This window comes from Streptomyces antibioticus (assembly GCF_002019855.1).
Lineage (GTDB): Bacteria > Actinomycetota > Actinomycetes > Streptomycetales > Streptomycetaceae > Streptomyces > Streptomyces antibioticus_B.
On the sequence record NZ_CM007717.1, the window covers coordinates 4,307,874 to 4,323,693 of the forward strand.

Annotated in this window: 18 protein-coding genes and 1 tRNA gene; 7 read left to right on the top strand and 12 right to left on the bottom strand. The window is 71.9% G+C overall.

The window, feature by feature from the left end; translation table 11 throughout:
- Positions 1 to 38: 38 nt before the first annotated feature.
- The 5 genes from AFM16_RS19395 to AFM16_RS19415 all read right to left on the bottom strand — a co-directional run bounded on the left by AFM16_RS19395 (position 39) and on the right by AFM16_RS19415 (position 3,798).
- Complete coding sequence (locus tag AFM16_RS19395; RefSeq protein ID WP_030794774.1) at positions 39 to 590, bottom strand: SigE family RNA polymerase sigma factor; 552 nt, start codon at positions 588 to 590, stop codon at positions 39 to 41.
- Positions 591 to 751: 161 nt separating this feature from the next.
- Entirely contained in the window at positions 752 to 1,921 is a 1,170-nt protein-coding gene (locus tag AFM16_RS19400; protein ID WP_078634086.1) for a lipid-transfer protein, read from the bottom strand.
- Complete coding sequence (locus AFM16_RS19405; protein WP_078634087.1) at positions 1,918 to 2,325, bottom strand: MaoC/PaaZ C-terminal domain-containing protein; 408 nt, start codon at positions 2,323 to 2,325, stop codon at positions 1,918 to 1,920. Before AFM16_RS19405 ends, AFM16_RS19400 begins: the two co-directional genes overlap by 4 nt.
- Positions 2,322 to 3,248 carry a bifunctional MaoC family dehydratase N-terminal/OB-fold nucleic acid binding domain-containing protein gene (locus tag AFM16_RS19410; protein ID WP_078637022.1) on the bottom strand — a complete coding sequence of 309 codons (927 nt, stop codon included), beginning with the start codon at positions 3,246 to 3,248 and terminating at the stop codon, positions 2,322 to 2,324. Before AFM16_RS19410 ends, AFM16_RS19405 begins: the two co-directional genes overlap by 4 nt.
- Positions 3,249 to 3,483: 235 nt before the next feature.
- Positions 3,484 to 3,798 (bottom strand): TraB/TrbI/VirB10 family type IV secretion system protein, encoded by a 315-nt coding sequence (locus tag AFM16_RS19415; RefSeq protein ID WP_030794786.1) that lies wholly within the window; start codon positions 3,796 to 3,798, stop codon positions 3,484 to 3,486.
- 351 nt (positions 3,799 to 4,149) lie between these two features.
- Here AFM16_RS19415 and AFM16_RS19420 point away from each other — a divergent pair, with 351 nt between their 5' ends.
- Entirely contained in the window at positions 4,150 to 5,049 is a 900-nt protein-coding gene (locus tag AFM16_RS19420; RefSeq protein ID WP_078634088.1) for a bifunctional DNA primase/polymerase, read from the top strand.
- Here the strand turns inward: AFM16_RS19420 and AFM16_RS39405 are convergent.
- On the bottom strand, positions 5,039 to 5,698 hold the full coding sequence (locus AFM16_RS39405) for a hypothetical protein (protein WP_078634089.1): 660 nt from the start codon (positions 5,696 to 5,698) through the stop codon (positions 5,039 to 5,041). The genes AFM16_RS19420 and AFM16_RS39405 overlap by 11 nt on opposite strands.
- 162 nt (positions 5,699 to 5,860) lie before the next feature.
- Between AFM16_RS39405 and AFM16_RS39090 the strand changes: the two genes are divergently transcribed.
- Positions 5,861 to 6,310, top strand: coding sequence for a DUF4265 domain-containing protein (locus AFM16_RS39090; protein WP_078634090.1), 450 nt, complete (start codon positions 5,861 to 5,863; stop codon positions 6,308 to 6,310).
- 46 nt (positions 6,311 to 6,356) lie between these two features.
- On the opposite strand, the gene AFM16_RS39410 is transcribed toward AFM16_RS39090, so the two are convergent.
- Positions 6,357 to 6,578 carry a hypothetical protein gene (locus AFM16_RS39410; protein WP_167797114.1) on the bottom strand — a complete coding sequence of 74 codons (222 nt, stop codon included), beginning with the start codon at positions 6,576 to 6,578 and terminating at the stop codon, positions 6,357 to 6,359.
- Positions 6,579 to 6,609: 31 nt separating this feature from the next.
- Between AFM16_RS39410 and AFM16_RS40100 the strand changes: the two genes are divergently transcribed.
- On the top strand, positions 6,610 to 6,810 hold the full coding sequence (locus AFM16_RS40100) for a hypothetical protein (RefSeq protein WP_245177739.1): 201 nt from the start codon (positions 6,610 to 6,612) through the stop codon (positions 6,808 to 6,810).
- A gap of 144 nt (positions 6,811 to 6,954) precedes the next feature.
- Here AFM16_RS40100 and AFM16_RS39095 read toward each other — a convergent pair whose 3' ends face one another.
- The 3 genes from AFM16_RS39095 to AFM16_RS19445 form a co-directional block, all read right to left on the bottom strand.
- The gene (locus AFM16_RS39095) at positions 6,955 to 7,158 is read right to left on the bottom strand and encodes a hypothetical protein (protein WP_143648401.1); all 204 of its coding nucleotides are present in this window, start codon (positions 7,156 to 7,158) and stop codon (positions 6,955 to 6,957) included.
- Positions 7,159 to 7,301: 143 nt separating this feature from the next.
- Positions 7,302 to 7,388: transfer RNA gene (locus tag AFM16_RS19440), tRNA-Ser, on the bottom strand.
- A 50-nt stretch (positions 7,389 to 7,438) separates the two neighbouring features.
- Positions 7,439 to 8,992, bottom strand: coding sequence for a S1C family serine protease (locus AFM16_RS19445; RefSeq protein WP_030794810.1), 1,554 nt, complete (start codon positions 8,990 to 8,992; stop codon positions 7,439 to 7,441).
- Positions 8,993 to 9,296: 304 nt separating this feature from the next.
- Here AFM16_RS19445 and AFM16_RS19455 point away from each other — a divergent pair, with 304 nt between their 5' ends.
- From AFM16_RS19455 to AFM16_RS19465, 3 genes are all read left to right on the top strand, one after another.
- Entirely contained in the window at positions 9,297 to 10,133 is an 837-nt protein-coding gene (locus tag AFM16_RS19455) for a glycerophosphodiester phosphodiesterase (protein ID WP_030794813.1), read from the top strand.
- A 334-nt stretch (positions 10,134 to 10,467) separates the two neighbouring features.
- On the top strand, positions 10,468 to 11,031 hold the full coding sequence (locus AFM16_RS19460; RefSeq protein WP_167797218.1) for an ATP-binding protein: 564 nt from the start codon (positions 10,468 to 10,470) through the stop codon (positions 11,029 to 11,031).
- Positions 11,032 to 11,187: 156 nt separating this feature from the next.
- Complete coding sequence (locus AFM16_RS19465) at positions 11,188 to 12,153, top strand: DUF5926 family protein (RefSeq protein WP_030794819.1); 966 nt, start codon at positions 11,188 to 11,190, stop codon at positions 12,151 to 12,153.
- Positions 12,154 to 12,448: 295 nt separating this feature from the next.
- Here AFM16_RS19465 and AFM16_RS19470 read toward each other — a convergent pair whose 3' ends face one another.
- Entirely contained in the window at positions 12,449 to 13,057 is a 609-nt protein-coding gene (locus AFM16_RS19470; RefSeq protein WP_078634092.1) for a hypothetical protein, read from the bottom strand.
- A gap of 55 nt (positions 13,058 to 13,112) precedes the next feature.
- On the bottom strand, positions 13,113 to 13,778 hold the full coding sequence (locus AFM16_RS19475; RefSeq protein ID WP_078634093.1) for a bifunctional DNA primase/polymerase: 666 nt from the start codon (positions 13,776 to 13,778) through the stop codon (positions 13,113 to 13,115).
- Between the two features lie 514 nt (positions 13,779 to 14,292).
- Here AFM16_RS19475 and AFM16_RS19480 point away from each other — a divergent pair.
- A complete protein-coding gene (locus AFM16_RS19480) occupies positions 14,293 to 15,810 on the top strand; it encodes a PP2C family protein-serine/threonine phosphatase (protein WP_078634094.1) in 1,518 nt (505 codons plus the stop codon).
- Positions 15,811 to 15,820 lie beyond the last annotated feature (10 nt).

Sequence of the window (15,820 nt, forward strand, 5' to 3'; positions counted from 1 at the left end):
AAGTCACAGAGCCGCCCGGGGCATCACATCAGACCGGCTCACCGGCGGACAAGCCCCAGCTCAGAGTCCTCGCGGAGCTTGCCGAGGGCTCGCGAGACGGCCGACTTCACGGTGCCGACGGAGACGCCGAGCACCTCGGCCGTCTGGGCCTCACTGAGATCCTCGTAGTACCTGAGGACGACCATCGCCCGCTGCCGGGCGGGCAGCTTCATGATCGCCCGCCACATCGCGTCGCGCAGCGCCTGCCGCTCAGCCGGGTCGTCGGCGCCGGCCTGCGGCTCGGGCTCCGGCGGCTCGTCGCAGACGAACTCGTCGACCTTGCGCTTGCGCCACTGCGAGGTGCGGGTGTTCACCAGCGCGCGGCGGACGTAGCCGTCCAGCGCCCGGTGGTCCTCGATCCGCTCCCACGCCACGTACGTCTTGGTGAGGGCGGTCTGGAGCAGGTCCTCCGCGTCGCTCGGGTTCGCGGTCAGCGACCGGGCGGTGCGCAGCAGCACCGGCTGGCGGGCTCTCACGTACGACGTGAACGACGGGTACGAGGAGGGCCGCGTCCTGCCGTTCGAAGCGCTGGTGCAGACGGGTGTGGTCATGGCTCCACGCTAGGAGCGCACCCGGGGGCGGCGGATCGCCCGCAGGTGCCGAAGCCGCGTCCGCCTCAGGTTGTAGGGGTGACGCCGACGCCACCTCCTGAAGGTGGACGAGGGGGCACGACGGCCTCGGGGTCGACCCCGAGAGACCCCGAGGGTCGGGTTCACCCGTCCGCAGTCAGCACCAGTCCCGAGGTCGGTACGCCCGTGCCCGCCGTCACCAGGGCGCGGGCGGCACCCGTCACCCGGTTCACGGACGTGCCGCGCAGTTGTCGTACGGCCTCGGCGATGCCGTTCATGCCGTGCAGATACGCCTCGCCGAGCTGGCCGCCGTGGGTGTTCAGCGGCAGCCGGTCCGCCGCGACGAAGGCGGCCGCCTCGCCCGGCGCGCAGAAGCCGAACTCCTCCAACTGCATCAGCACGAAGGGTGAGAAGTGGTCGTACAGGATCCCCACGTCGATGTCGGCGGGCGCGAGCCCCGAGGTCCGCCAGAGCTGCCGGGCCACCACGCCCATCTCCGGCAGGCCGGTCAGGTCGTCGCGGTAGAAGCCGGTCATCTGCTCCTGGGCGCGGCCCGCGCCCTGCGCGGCGGCGGCGATCACCGCGGGCGGGTTCGGCAGGTCGCGGGCCCGCTCCACCGAGGTGACCACCAGCGCCTGGCCGCCGTCCGTCTCCTGGCAGCAGTCCAGCAGCCGCAGCGGCTCGGCGATCCAGCGGGACGCGGCGTGCTCGGCGAGGGTGATCGGACGGCCGTGGAAGTAGGCCGCCGGGTTCGTCGCCGCGTGCCGCCGGGCGGTGACGGCCACCGGCCCGAACGCTTCCTCGGGGCTCATCCCGTAGGTGTACAGGTAGCGCTGGGCGGCCATCGCCACCCAGGAGGCCGGGGTGAGCAGCCCGTAGGGGAGGGACCAGCCGAGCGCGACGCCCTCGGCGGTGGGTTCGCGGCGGGTGACCCCGGAGCCGAAACGGCGGCCGGAACGCTCGTTGAAGGCGCGGTAGCAGACCACCACCTCCGCCACACCCGCGGCGACCGCTAGCGCCGCCTGCTGGACGGTCGCGCAGGCCGCGCCGCCGCCGTAGTGCACCCGCGAGAAGAAGGACAGCTCGCCCATCCCGCACGCCTGCGCGACGGTGATCTCCGGGCTGGTGTCCATCGTGAACGTCACCAGCCCGTCCACGTCGGCGGCGGTGAGCCCGGCGTCGTCGAGCGCCGCCCGCACCGCCTCCGCCGCCAGCCGCAGCTCACTGCGCCCCGAGTCCTTGGAGAACTCGGTCGCGCCGATCCCGACGACGGCGGCCCGGCCCCCGAGCGAGTCCCGCGCCCGGACGCTCACCGGGGGCCCGCCTCGGGCGTCCGCGCCGGGAGGGTCAGGGTCACCGTGCCGCTGACGTGCCGCCCGATGCCGTTGTCACCGGTCACCCGGACCACGGCCGTCTCCCCGTCGAACGCCTCGACGCTGCCCCTCAACACCATCGTGTCCCCGGGATAGTTGGGGGCACCGAGCCGGATGGCGACCTTGCGGAGCACCGCCGTGGGGCCGACGTGATCGGTGACATAGCGCCCGACGAGGCCGTTGGTGGTGAGGATGTTCATGAAGACGTCCGGCGAGCCCTTGCGCCGGGCCGCCTCCGGGTCGTGGTGCACGTCCTGGTGGTCACGGGAGGCGATCGCACCCGCCACGATCAGCGTCCGGGTGATCTCGATCTCCAGCGGCGGCAGCGCGTCCCCGGCCCTCATCCCGCCACCGCCCGGAACACCGGAAGCGTCAACTCGTCGTCGTAGCGCCGGAATTCCAGCCGTACCGGCATCCCGATCCGCACCTTGTCGTACGGCACCCCGATCACGTTGCTCACCATCCGTACCCCTTCGGCGAGTTGGACGAGCCCGATCGCGTACGGCGGATCGAAGGCCGGGAACGGCGGGTGGTGCATGACGACGTACGAGAACACGGTCCCCTCGCCGCACGCCTCGACGGTGTCCCAGCCGGAGCCTCCGCACCCGGCGCACCCCGGCAGCCACGGAAACCGCAACTCGGCACAGTCGGCACAGCGCTGGAGGAGTAGTCGGTGCGCCCGGACGCCTTCCCAGAAACCGGCGTTGTCCCGATTGACGACGGGGCGGGGGCGGCGGCGCTCGGGCGGCCGGTCCCGGTCCGCCTCGGGCGGTCGGCGGGCGGCCGGGGCGTACTTGAGGACGCGGAAGCGGTGCGTGCCGACCAGGGCGGGTCCGACCCTGACGTCCGTACGGGTCGTGACAAAGTACCCGGTGCCCAGCCGGGTCGTCTTGCGCGGCGAGACGGACTCGATCACGGAGTCGTAGGTGACCTCGTCGCCCGGCCGCAGCGGGCGCAGATACTCCTGCTCGCAGTCGGTGGCGACGATAGAGGTGCACCCCGCCTCCTCCAGGAGGGCGAGCAGCTCCTCGTAGGGGCGGGCCCGGCCGGTGTGGGGGCTCAGACCGGCCATGATCCACGCCTGGAGCATGGTGGGCGGGGCGATCGCGTCGGGGCCGGTGTAGGCGGGGTTGGTGTCCCCCATGACCTCGCACCAGTGCCTGATCATGGGCGCGTTGACGGGGTCGCGTCCGGCGCCGGCGACGGTGGAGGGCCGCCCCTCGTACTCCTTCAGCCGCGCGTAGAGATCGTCGCCGTCGTCACCCATGAGCACGCCCTTCTCCCCGGACCGCCATGGTTTCTGACTGTCCGTCAGATGACTGGGCCTGTCAAGGTCACGCGGACGGAGGGGAGTTCAAGGCGGCGCACAGCGGACAGAGGGGCGTTCGAGGCAGCGCGCATACGACCGCGCGGCGGCGCCGAAGCACCGCCGCGCGATTCGCTCCCCTCCCCCTCCCCCTCACCCCTCCCCGGATCCCCCTCCCGGCCCGATGCGGTTCAGGTCACCACCACAACGGCCCGAAGGCGAGCGCCACCCCGGTATTGCCCTGATTGACCGCCGTGGGCGCCGCGCCGTTGACCTGCGCGGTGTTGCTCTGGTTCGAGGCGCCGCCGCCGACGGCGTTCTGCGCCGTGGTGGACGAGTTGCCGCTGTTGTCGCGCCCGACACCGCTGCCGACGACGCTCGTGACACCCGCGTTCGATCCGCTGTCCGCGAATCCGCCGTTGTCCGCGACCGCGACACCGCTGAAGAGCGCGGCGGTGAGCGGCAGGGCGGAGACGGCGGCGACGATGCGGGCGGTACGGATGCTTGCCATGTCAGTTCCTCCAGAACCATGCACTTCGGAGCTTGCAATACGGCTGGTGCGACGACGACTTGCGCAACTACGGCTTACGCGGCTGCGACTTGTGCGGCGTCGCGAGACCAGAGTTGCCCACCGAATCCCCGGCGAACCGTCCCGGATGTCATGATTCGCACGCAAGCGTGATGACATGTCGATAAACCCCCAGCACGACATTTATCACCCAAGACCGCCCAAGACCGCCCTGGATCACCCGACGGACAGCACCTCGGACACCGTCCGCCCCAGGCGCCCCTTGGGGAGAAGCGTTCCGCCGTACCCTCGGACCCTCTTCCCTTCTTCGAACACCAGTACGACAATAGAGCCATGGCCACCACCGACCGGTTCCCCACCGGGCCCGTCGTCCGGTACCCCGGGCAGGCCGCCAAGCTGGCCCTCGCCCACGCCCTGTCCGCCGCCGAACGCGGCCTGGCCGTGATCCCCCTGTCCCGCACCAAACTCCCGGCCGTGCGCTCCCCCCATCGCGACCGGCCGGACGGCCCGCGCTGCCACGGCGAGTGCGGCCGCCCCGGCCACGGCGTGTACGACGCCTCCACCGACCCGTCCCGTATCCGCGCCCTCTTCGCCGCCGCCCCCTGGGCCACCGGCTACGGCATCGCCTGCGGACTGCCCCCGCACCATCTGATCGGCGTCGACCTCGACACCAAGAACGGCACCGACTCCACCACCGCCCTGCGCGAACTGGCCCTCGGCCACCGCTTCACGATCCCGCCGACGATCGTCGTCATCACCCCGTCCGGCGGCCGCCACCTCTGGCTCACCGGCCCGCCGGACGTCGTCGTCCCCAACTCGGCCGGCCGCCTCGCCCCCGGCATCGACATCCGCGGCGCGGGCGGCTACCTGGTCGGCCCCGGCTCCCGCACCGCCCACGGCGTCTACACCACGGCCCCCGGCACGGACCACCTGGCCCCGGCGCCCTGCCCCCGCGCCCTGCTGCGCCTGCTGCTGCCGCCCCCGCCGCGCCCCCGGGCGGCGCCGTCGACCGGCTCACACGGCGACGGCCTGGTCCGGTTCGTCCTCGCGGCCCACGCGGGCCAGCGCAACACCCGCCTGTTCTGGGCGGCCTGCCGGGCCTACGAGGACGGCATCGGCGAGTCCCTCACCGACGCCCTCGTTACGGCGGCCGTCCACACGGGCCTCACGGAACACGAGGCCCGCTCGACGATCGAATCGGCGGCACGCATGAGCCACGGCCCTACGGCGTGAAGACCTGCTCCAGCCGGTGAATGGCCCCGTCCTCGCCGACGGTGTAGCGGAACACCAGCCCGGAGTCGGGATGGGCGTCCACCCAGTCGATCAGCTCCTGGACGCCGATGCGCTGGTTCTCCGTGCTCTCGACGATCGGCGTGACGGCCGTGACGTACGCGCCCTGGTCCATCGCCCACCGGCTGTCCTCCCCCGTCACGACGAACGGCGCCCCGTCCGTGTCCTTCCCTGGGCACCCCCACGCGCCGTGCTGGAGAACGAGGTTGACCTTGTCCGTGATGCCGTCGATCTCCTCGATCCGGAAGAGCGCGATCTCGTCGGGGTCGACCTCCTCGACGGTGGGCGGCCCATCGGCACAGGGCGCGGCCGAGGGGGTGGCGTCGGCGGCGGGCGCGGCGGAGGCGGGGGAGGAGGGCGAGGCCTTGGAGCCGCCGGGCGTGGAAGCACTGACGGACGGACTCGCCCCCGGCGCCTTGCCGCCCCCACCGGACGGCGTGGCCGAAGAGCCCACGGACCCACCACCGCCGCCACTACCACTGCCCTTACCGCTGTCGTCGTCCCCACCCTGGCACCCGGTGAGAGCGGCGGTCAGCGCGACGCCGGCGAGCACGACGGCAACGGATCTGAGCCGGTTGACCTTGACCTTCATCTGGGACGTCCCCCCTGTTCACGGGCGCCCGGACCGGTCACCCTCACGGAGCGGGACCGTAACAACGCGACCCTCCACCCCACACCCCAGCAAGCCCTTACGTCACACAGCCGGGACACAGCCGTGGCCGGGCGAGGACCGGGGTTACGCGAGCATGCTGGAATGAGCAACGAGAGTTCGGCGCACTCCGGCCACGGCCATGTGGCCCTCCGGATCGGCCCCGCCACCTCCGGCAAGCCGGTGTACGAGACGCTGCCCGCCCGGGCGATCGGCCCCGACACCTACGAACTGACGGGCAGCCCCGGCCTGGTCGAGGGCTGCGCGGCCGGAGATGTACTGAAGGTCGCCGCCGACGGCACGTTCCAGGTCGAACACCGAGGCCCGAACCTCTGCGTCCAGGCATTCGGCGACCCACCCTTCACCGCCGCGTCCCTGAACTCCCTGACCACGGCCTTCGCCCCTCTGAACGGCCTGGTGGAGGCCCCCGCCGACCGCCGCTTCATCGTGGCCACGGTCCCGACGACCGCCGGCGTCCCCGCCGTGGAGAACGTGATGGAGTCCTGGGCATCGGAGGTACCGGGCCGCCTGGAGTGGGGCGTCAGCAACATCTAGGGAGTACGGCCCCCGACCGCCCCACCACCTGGTCAGGGGCCGTTCGTCACCGAGGCGTCGCCATCACCATGACGGCGTTGGCGGCGAACGCCGGCAGCAGAAGCCCGTACAGCACGGCCGGGACGCTGGTGCTGTCGTCCTTCCTCCACGGAGCGGGGCCGCGCCGCTTGTGGTGGTCCCAATGACGCCGCTCGGTGCCGACCCTGGCCAGGACCATGATCGCCACTTCGGCCACCAGGGCGACGACGGCCACGGGCTCGACCGTCATGAAGTCACCTGACTTGCCGCACGCCTGGGAGATGGCAGAGATACCGATGAACGCCTTCACGGCCTCCCGCTCCGCCGAACCGACCCGCTTGCCGTTCACGAAGCGCCAGATGATGTTCGCGGTCTTCTTCGCTCCGTACCGCTTGAACAGCGCCACGGCCCGGACGACCCTGATGCTGGACCCGGCGGGGGCGAAGGAGATCAGAACGGCGGCGACGGCCGCCCCGCACTAGACGACGAACTTGGTCTTGTCCCACCAGGAGAATCCGTTCGCCTTGTGGTTCTGGCTCGCGACACCGGTGAGCTGGGCGAGTGTGGAGACGCGGTCCACGGCAGACGGGATGGGGCAGGGAAGAGTGGTGGGTTGAAATTCTGGATCAGGTGTCGCCGATAGGTTCCGCGAACTCAAAGATGTGCTCCAGCCGCCCTCTGCGGAGTCCCCCACTGTCGAGATCCTTGGTCTCGATGTAGGTGACCTCGCCAACCGTGAACACTCCAGTCACCCGGAAACGGAAGTCGTGCTCCGGAAAGCCTGGTACGCGGCGTGCCCAGTCGGAGCCGACCTGTGGTTGTGTCGTCATCCGGTTAGTGTGCATTGCCTCCCAACGCCGTGCCCCACCGTGCCCGATGGGCCAGGAACTCATGGGAAATCACGGTCACCAACGGGCAGCAAACATGACGAAGGCCCCCGACCGATACTCCTGGTCAGGGGCCATCTCACCTGCGGTGGGTGTGGGATTTGAACCCACGGTGACATCGCTGCCACGACGGTTTTCAAGACCGTTCCCTTAGGCCGCTCGGGCAACCCACCCCGCGCCGTCGATCACTCGGTGGCGCGGGGACAAGAGTAGCGGGTGGGGGTCAGTTGTCGCCGGTTCGGGAGCCGAGGGTGAGGTCTACCGTGTGGGTCTTGCCGTCGCGTTCGTAGGTGATCGTGACCTTGTCGCCCGGCTGGTGGGTCCAGATCTCGCCGATCAGGGTGGGGCCGCTGTCGATCACCGTGTCGTCGAGCTTGGTGATGACGTCGCCGGGCTTGAGGCCGGCCTCGGCCGCCGGGCCGCCCGCCTCGACCGCGTCGGAGCCGCCCGCGCCCTGGTCGGTGATCTTCGCGCCGCCCGTGGACTCGTCCAGGGAGACGGACGCGCCGATCTTGGCGTACACCGGCTCGCCGGTCTTGATCAGTTGCTGGGCGACGTACTTGGCCTGGTTGATCGGGATGGCGAAGCCGAGGCCGATCGAGCCGGACTGGGCGGCGCCGCCGAGGCCGCCGCTGCCCGTGGACTGGATCGCGGAGTTGATGCCGATGACATTGCCCTGGGCGTCCAGCAGCGGGCCGCCGGAGTTGCCGGGGTTGATGGACGCGTCGGTCTGGAGGGCGCTCATGTACGAGGAGCTGCTGCCGGAGCCGTCGGAGGACGCCACCGGGCGGTTCTTGGCGCTGATGATGCCCGTGGTGACCGTGTTCGACAGGCCGAAGGGCGCGCCGATCGCGATGGTGGAGTCGCCGACCGCCACCTCGTCGGAGTTGCCCAGCGTCAGGGGCTTCAGGTCGGACGGCGCGTTCTTGAGCTTGATGACGGCCACGTCGTAGCCCTGGGCGTGGCCGACGACCTCGGCGTTGTACTTCTTGCCGTCCGGGAAGGTGGCCGTGACCTTGCCGCCGTCGACCGCGTCGGCGACGACGTGGTTGTTGGTGACGATGTGGCCCTGGGTGTCGAAGACGAACCCGGTGCCGGTGCCGCCCTCGCCGTTGCTGGACTCGGCCTCGATCGTGACCGTGCTGGGCAGCGCCTTGGCGGCGACCCCGGCGATGGTGCCCGGGTCGCGCTTGACGGCGCCGCCGCTGGTGGAGGAGGACACGGTCGTCGAGCCGGAGCTGTCGTCGTTCTTGGCGAGGGTGTAGCCGATGCCGCCGCCCAGGCCGCCGGCGACCAGCGCGGCGATCAGGAGCGCGGCCACGAGACCGCCGCGGCCCTTGCCGGCCTTGGGCGCGGGCTGCTGGTAGGAGGCGCCCCAGACGGGGGCCTGACCGCCGCCGGAACCCGAACCGAAGCCGGCGGCCGCCTGCGGAACGCCGCCGTCCGTCGCGCCGTACGCGTGCGTGCCCGGCTCCGCGTAGGCGGGTGCCGGTGCCGCCGGGGCGCCCGCCGTCGCGTACGCGGGGACCGCCGGCGGGGCCGCCTGGGGGGCCGTCGGAGGCGGCCACTCAGCGGCGGCCGCAGGCGCGGTGGGCGGCGGCCAGGTGCCGTCCGCCGGCGCGGCCGGGGTCTGCGGGAGCGGGGTCGTGGGGGCGCCCGCGTCGGGGACGGGCGGCTGCGGGGCGGCCGAGGGAGTTTCCACCGGCACGGGAGGTGCGGACGGGGCCGGGGGTACCGGGGTGGTGCCCTCGTTGATGCCCTCGTTCTCGGTGCTCACAGCTCTTCTCCTCGATCCACGGCTGTTGTCGGTCGCACTGGGTCACGCCTTCGCGCTCGTCCACGCTTGTCACGCTCGCTCGCGCTTGTCCATGCCTGTTCACGCTTGTCGTCGACCCGGCGCGCTGGAAGCTGTGCGTGTGCTTCTTGTACGTCCCAGCTTTTCCCACGGGCCGTCAGAGCACCATAAGCGGTGCCTGTGGGTCCTTGACCATTCTTTATATGGGATATTCAACGCAATGCGTACGCTTCACCGAAACATCTCACGGGCTTCTCAGACAGCCGGCGGGTGACACCATGACGCGGTGACCCACGCACGCCCGCACCGCATTCAAGTCGTCGCCCACCGCGGCGCCTCCGAAGAGGCCCCCGAGCACACCCTGGCCGCGTACCGGAAGGCCATCGAGGACGGCGCCGACGCCCTCGAGTGCGATGTCCGGCTCACGGCCGACGGCCATCTCGTCTGTGTGCACGACCGTCGCGTCAACCGTACGTCCAACGGCCGCGGCGCGGTCTCCGCCCTGGAGCTGGCCGATCTCGCGGCGCTCGACTTCGGGTCCTGGAAGACCCGGGAGGCCCGCGAGGCATGGCGGGCCCGGGACGAGGAGCCGGACTGGGAGTTCCGCCCCGAGGACCGCGAGGACACCTCCGTCCTGACCCTGGAACGCCTGCTGGAGCTGGTCTCCGACGCCGGGCGCCGGGTCGAGCTGGCCATCGAGACGAAACATCCGACGCGCTGGGCCGGACAGGTGGAGGAGCGGCTGCTGGTGCTGCTCAAGCGGTTCGGCCTGGACGCTCCGGCCACCGCGGACGACTCCCCGGTGCGCGTGATGAGCTTCTCGGCGCGCTCGCTGCACCGCGTGCGTGCCGCCGCGCCGACCCTGCCGACGGTCTATCTGGTGCAGTTCGTCTCGCCGCGGCTGCGGGACGGGCGGCTGCCGGCGGGGGTGCGGATCGCGGGCCCGTCGATCCGGATCGTGCGCAACCACCCGGCGTACGTCGAGCGCCTGAAGCGCGCCGGGCACCAGGTGCACGTGTGGACGGTGAACGAGACCGAGGACGTCGACCTCTGTGTCGAGCTGGGGGTCGACGCGATCATCACCAACCGCCCGCGCGCGGTGCTGCAACGACTGGGCGAGTGACGCGATTCACACAGCCTTCGAACGGCCGGCGCGGGGCTCCTGACGCCGCCTCACCCGTCTCCTGAGTCTCGGCCTGCCCTTCTGCCTCAGTCGTCCCATCCGTCACTCGCTTCACACATGTCCCTCACAGCCCCTTGACCTCCCCACCAACCCTCCCGCATGCTCCAAATCGGCCACACCGACGAAATTCAGCCATGCGCTCACCAGGAGTGCTCCGGCGCGTTCGGTCCGCATTCGATCGTTGTGAATGCGTCCCCGGACCTGGATTGGCCGGTTTCCGGTTCAGGCCAATGGGGCATCCACACCGTGGCGTGGGGCGAAGGAGGTCTCGGGGGTGGCGTTGGTGGTGGCACAGGAGGTGCCCACGTCGTCGAGCATGGCCGTACCCCATGGCCCTGCGGGCGTGGGCAAGGCGAGACATCGCATGCGCGATCAACTGCGCAGCGGAGGTGTGCCGGAGACGGTCATCGACGATGCCGTACTGATCCTTTCCGAGCTGTTGAGCAACGCGTGCAAACACGGCCGGCCTTTGGGCGACGCCCTGGCCGGTGACGGCGACATACGCGCCGCGTGGCGGGTGGATCCCGGCGGCCGGCTGGTCGTCGAGGTGACCGACGGCGGCGGGCCGACCCGCCCGGCCCCGGCCACCCCGTCCGTCACCGCGCACGGCGGCCGCGGGCTGAACATCATCACCGCGCTCGCCGACGACTGGGGCGTCCGCGACGACGCCCGGGGCGAGGTCACGGTGTGGGTGCTGGTCCACACGGACGTCCACGATCCCGACGCGGGGCGGCGCCGCGACGACTTCGCCTCCCGGATCACCGCGCCGGTGGTGGCGTCGATCCCGGGTCTGGACTTCGCGGACGCCTTCGACGACCTGGAGCAGCGGCGGCCGTAGGGCTGGAACACCGGCGACCGTGGACAACGCGTGTCCGCAGCCGTTGTCCACAACGGCCGTCCACAACCCGGCCGTCGTCCACAGGTTCCGGTGACCGCGCGTACGAACGGCTAGGCTCCCGCCGTACCAGACGAGCCGTACCCGGGAGACACCCAGATGGCCAAGAAGCGACCCCAGACGAAGGCCGGCCGGCCTCAGCTCACCGACGGGGAGATCCCGGTCGTCGGCGCCCGGGAGCCCTGCCCCTGCGGCAGCGGCCGCCGCTACAAGGCGTGTCACGGCCGCGCCGCCGCGCACGCCGCGACCGAGCTGGTGCAGCGCCCCTTCGAGGGGCTGCCGGGCGAGTGCGACTGGGTGGCCCTGCGCGAGCTGGTCCCGGCGGCCACCGTCGAGCTGACGCTGAAGGACGGTCTGCCCGAGGGCGTCCCGTCCGTCACCCTCGCCACCGTGCTGCCGATGGCGTGGCCCGCGCTGCGCCGGGACGACGGCTCGGTGCTGCTCGGCCTCCAGAACGACACGCCGTCCGGGGACATCAGCCGCGACCTGGCCGACACCCTCCGGCGCGCCCTGGAGGCGGCGCCGGGCACCCCGGTGCAGGCCCGCCGCGCGCCCGCCGACGGGGTCCGGTTGCAGGATCTGCTCGACCCCGAAGGCGCGTTCGCGCCAGTTGTGCACAGCGGCTTCGAGTTCTGGGTCCCGGACCCGGAGAACGCCGCGCCGGACGTGACCGCCTCCCTGGAGCGGGCCAACGAGGCGGCGATCCCGACCGTGAAGCTCACGGGTGTGGACGCCGCGTACTGGTGCGAGACGCCCGACAAGAACCACCTGCGCTGGGTCATGCCGCACCCCGAGGAGCGGCTTCTGGACGCGCTCGCGCGGCTGCACGCGGCGGGCCGCTCCGGCCTCGGCGAGGGCACGCGTCTGGTGGGCTCGTTCCGGGCGCACGGCCTCACCGTGCCGGTCTGGGACCTCCCGAGCGAGATCACCGCGGACGACGTGGAGAAGCCGGCCGCCGAGTTCGCCGAGCGCCTCGCCGCCGCCCTGGCCTCGGACGCGCCGCTCACCCCGGAGGAGCGCCGGGCCCGCGGCGGCCTCACCAACCGACAGGTCACGCTGAGCTGAGACACAGCGGGGAGACAGGGTCCGGCTGACCGGTCGGTCAGCCGCCCTGACCCCTCGAAAGACGTGACTCCGCTCACAACTCCCGCTGCTTCAGGGCGAGTCGACGCCGAAACCGCCGGTCGGCGGGTGTCCGAAAGCCCGATGAAAACAAGAGATCGAATTTGCTTGGAGCCGATCTCTTGTTACCGTTCCAGTAGCCCGGTTGCTGGTGCATCCCCCGTCGCCAGCAACCGGGTCTTTCCATGCCCGGCCGACCTGGCCGGTCGGACGCCGTTCACCAACTGGCGCGCCCTGCTCAGGAGTTGCTGCCGGAACGCAGCAACAACGGCCCCTCGCCCACCGCACCCGCGAACTCCGTGACCGCCGAGTAGCCGTCCAGCGCCCCCCGGGTCCGCTCACGGGGCGTCTCGCAGGCGTCGGGCTCGTCCTCGGCGCCGACGGCGCACCGCGTCTGCACCGTGCGCCCCTCGGGCCCCATGAGACTCAGTACGGCGTTCAGGGCGCGGCCGGTGGCGTTGCGGTAGTAGGTGCGCGCCCAGGTGTCCGCGCCCTGGGTGAGGACACAGGTCTGCGCCTCGACACCGTCGGGCGAGGTCAGCTCGGGACCGCAGCGGGCGGCGGTGGCCAGGCCGAGGCCGAGCAGCAGCGGCGAGGCGGAAGGGGAGGGGGAGTCGGGGGCAGAAGGTGACCGGCCGACGCGCGGCGCCTTGGGATCCGTACGGCCGGCCGTGCCGCCGGCACCGGCCCCGTCGGCCGCGCCCTCCGCCTCACCCGCGTCCACGGCCCCCGCGACGGCGCGCCCTTCGTCCCCCACCGCCCCCTTGGACCCGGCGGACGCCATGGCCAGGGGAAGGGCCAGCACGCAGGCCACCACGCCGCCGAGGGCAACGAGACGAAGGTTCATACGCGGAAGATAAGGGGCGGACCCGGTCGTGCCGTCCGGCGCGCGCCCGACACCCCTACAACTCGGGGGCGCTCACACCCGTACGAGTGAGGGCGTCGACGACGGCGTCCACCACGGCCTCGACGTCGGGCACCCAGGGCGAGGCGGAGCCGGGGAGCGGGGCGCGCTCCCAGCGGATGTCGCCGCCGCCGGTCTCCGACGGGGGCAGGGCGATGTAGCCGCCCTCGCCGTGGAACCGCAGGGAGCCGGGGACGAAGTCCTTGGCGTACAGCAGTTCGCCCAACTGCTCCATGGAGTACGGCCGGACGAGGATCGCCCAGCGGGTGGGCGAGGCGGTCACCGGGCCGAGCCGGATGCCCGTGCGGTCCAGCGCCACGAGCGCGCGGGACGCGGCGAGGGCCGGCAGGCTCACCGCGCACGGTGCCGGGCCGCCGGTGGCCAGGACGATCGGGGCGGCCGGCCGGTTGCCCCACCACCAGCGCACCATGCGCGCGTCGGTGGTGGCCGCGAGGAGGCCGGGGTCGAAGGGATGAGCACCGGGCACCGAGCACTCCGGGTCGGGGCAGCCGCAGCGGGACGTGCTCCGCCGGTCGGCCGTCACACCCGGGAGGACGGGCCACTGCCATTCCGTCGCGAAGGTCAGGGCCGAGTCGATCAACTCAGGCCCCGCGTCGCTGCGCTGGGACAGGAGCCTGCGTCGCTTTCCGAGGATCTCGCGCATGAGCGCTCGTTCCTTTCCGTTGCACCGCTGGCAACACCGTGGGCCACATCACACCATGTGTCGATCACTTCACTGTGCGTACCTTTTGGCGCATCACACCCCTGTTCATGACAGGGGGGTCCCCTGGAGGTCGGGTGACGGCTGCTTCCGCGGCCACTCCGTCCGGCTTGCATCCATCTACATCATGGGCATGGCGTGGGGTGGCGAAGTCTGGCGTTTTGCCGTCTCGTGTATTTCTCTCCGCCTCCGCCACGGGAGGATGGGGCGCGGTCGTCGGTGGATAGGACGCCGGGGTCGGTCACCAGGTTCCGGGTGGCTCCCGACGACCTCTGGTCCTTACCGAGTACGTACCCATCACGACCGCTGTGACGCTCTGTGGAGCAAGGCCAGTCGACCGCAAACACCCGTTACCCGAGTCAGTTTTAGGCCAACTTTGTTATTTAGCAAGGGAGCCGGGGGACGCTGTCCGATTCCCCCCAAACGCCCCATGGACACCAGCGATCCCGGCAGGACAATGCTGGACATCCCCTTACGAGTGCGTGTACATGTGGAGACACTGCTAGCGGCGCAGATTGACATGGGGGTTTGCGATGCTTTTGAGCAATACGCTCCGGTCCGAGAGCCGGATGCCATGAACGCCCCTCACCCTCCGAAAGTGGCCGGAATCGATTCAACGGTTCCCTCGCCCGCACACACTGTCGCGCCCGCGCCCGTACCCCCGGACGCCCCGTCCGCCCCGGCGGCCACCACCGGCCCCGGGGCGCTTCTCCAGGACCGCCTGGCCGGCTGGGTCTCCGACCTCACGACGCTCCATGAACTCACCGAGCGGCTGACCCGCACCGACACCCTGCCCGACGCCCTCCAGGAACTGCTGCGCGCCGGATCCGCCCTCGTGGGCGCCCGGCGCGGCCTCGTCGCCCTGGAACCCGCCGACGGACTCGGCCCCGCGACCACGATCGGCCTCGGCCTCGGCCACGCGGACCTCGGGCACATCGAGACCGTGCCCCGCAGCGCCCTGTCCTTCGGACGGATCCTCGACGGCCTGCCCGGCGCCGAGGGCGAGATCGCCGAGCCCGACCTGCTCGCCGAGGACGGCCTCGACCCCCGCCACCGGGAGGTCGCCGCCCGCCTCGGCTACGCCGCGAGCTATGCCCTGCCCCTCGACACCGAGGGCGCGAAGGGCCGGCTGGGCGCCGTCGTCTGGCTGTACGACGAACCCGCCGAACCGGCCGAGCGCCGCCGCCATCTGGTGGGGCTGTACGTCCGGCACGCCGCCGAGCACCTCGCGCGGCTGCTGGAGGTCGAGCGCACGCGCGCGGCCATGGCGACGATGGCCGAGGAGCTGCTGCCGTCCCGGCTGCCGAGGGTGGCCGGGGTGCAGCTCGCGGCCCGGCACCGTACCGGCCCGCGCGGGGGCGGCGACTGGTACGACGCGCTGCCGCTGCCGGACGCGGCCCTCGGCCTCGCCGTCGGATCGGTCACCGGCACCGGGCCGAGCGCCGTCGCCGCGATGGGCCGGCTGCGCGCCTCCCTGCGCGCGTACGCCGTCATGGAGGGCGAGGACCCGGTCGCCGTCCTGTCCGACCTGGAGCTGCTGCTGCGGCTGACCGAACCGGCCCGTTCCGCGACCGCGCTGTTCGCCTACTGCGAGCCCGCCCTGCGCAAGGTCACCCTGGCCGGTGCCGGGCACTGCCCGCCGCTGCTGGTCGGCGAGCGGCGCACCGAGTTCGTGGAGACCTCCGTCTCCGCGCCGCTGGGCATGCTGTCCTGCTGGGAGGCGCCGAGCGTGGAGCTGGAGGCCGAGCCCGGCGAGACCGTCCTGCTCTACAGCGACGGCCTGCTGCACCGCACCGGCGACTCCGTCGACCGCGCCTTCGCCCGGCTGCACGCGGCCGCCTGCGGGGTGCCGAGGGCGCTGCGCGACGACCCGGGCGCGATCGCCGACCATGTGCTGCGCACGGTCCTGCCGGACGGGGAGGCCGACCGGGACGACGAGGAGGACGTCGTCCTGCTCGCGGCGCGGTTCGAGTGATCGGCCGTGA

What these genes read in the sequence shown, in the direction of transcription:
- AFM16_RS40100 (WP_245177739.1), top strand. Translation starts at nt 6,610, where the DNA reads ATGGCAGAGATACCGATGAACGCCTTCACGGCCTCCCGCTCCGCCGAA.
- AFM16_RS39095 (WP_143648401.1), bottom strand. Translation starts at nt 7,158, where the DNA reads ATGACGACACAACCACAGGTCGGCTCCGACTGGGCACGCCGCGTACCA.
- AFM16_RS19475 (WP_078634093.1), bottom strand. Translation starts at nt 13,778, where the DNA reads ATGCGCGAGATCCTCGGAAAGCGACGCAGGCTCCTGTCCCAGCGCAGC.
- AFM16_RS19395 (WP_030794774.1), bottom strand. Translation starts at nt 590, where the DNA reads ATGACCACACCCGTCTGCACCAGCGCTTCGAACGGCAGGACGCGGCCC.
- AFM16_RS39410 (WP_167797114.1), bottom strand. Translation starts at nt 6,578, where the DNA reads ATGACGGTCGAGCCCGTGGCCGTCGTCGCCCTGGTGGCCGAAGTGGCG.
- AFM16_RS19480 (WP_078634094.1), top strand. Translation starts at nt 14,293, where the DNA reads ATGCTGGACATCCCCTTACGAGTGCGTGTACATGTGGAGACACTGCTA.
- AFM16_RS19405 (WP_078634087.1), bottom strand. Translation starts at nt 2,325, where the DNA reads ATGAGGGCCGGGGACGCGCTGCCGCCGCTGGAGATCGAGATCACCCGG.
- AFM16_RS19420 (WP_078634088.1), top strand. Translation starts at nt 4,150, where the DNA reads ATGGCCACCACCGACCGGTTCCCCACCGGGCCCGTCGTCCGGTACCCC.
- AFM16_RS19410 (WP_078637022.1), bottom strand. Translation starts at nt 3,248, where the DNA reads ATGGGTGACGACGGCGACGATCTCTACGCGCGGCTGAAGGAGTACGAG.
- AFM16_RS19470 (WP_078634092.1), bottom strand. Translation starts at nt 13,057, where the DNA reads ATGAACCTTCGTCTCGTTGCCCTCGGCGGCGTGGTGGCCTGCGTGCTG.
- AFM16_RS39405 (WP_078634089.1), bottom strand. Translation starts at nt 5,698, where the DNA reads ATGAAGGTCAAGGTCAACCGGCTCAGATCCGTTGCCGTCGTGCTCGCC.
- AFM16_RS19465 (WP_030794819.1), top strand. Translation starts at nt 11,188, where the DNA reads ATGGCCAAGAAGCGACCCCAGACGAAGGCCGGCCGGCCTCAGCTCACC.
- AFM16_RS19415 (WP_030794786.1), bottom strand. Translation starts at nt 3,798, where the DNA reads ATGGCAAGCATCCGTACCGCCCGCATCGTCGCCGCCGTCTCCGCCCTG.
- AFM16_RS39090 (WP_078634090.1), top strand. Translation starts at nt 5,861, where the DNA reads ATGAGCAACGAGAGTTCGGCGCACTCCGGCCACGGCCATGTGGCCCTC.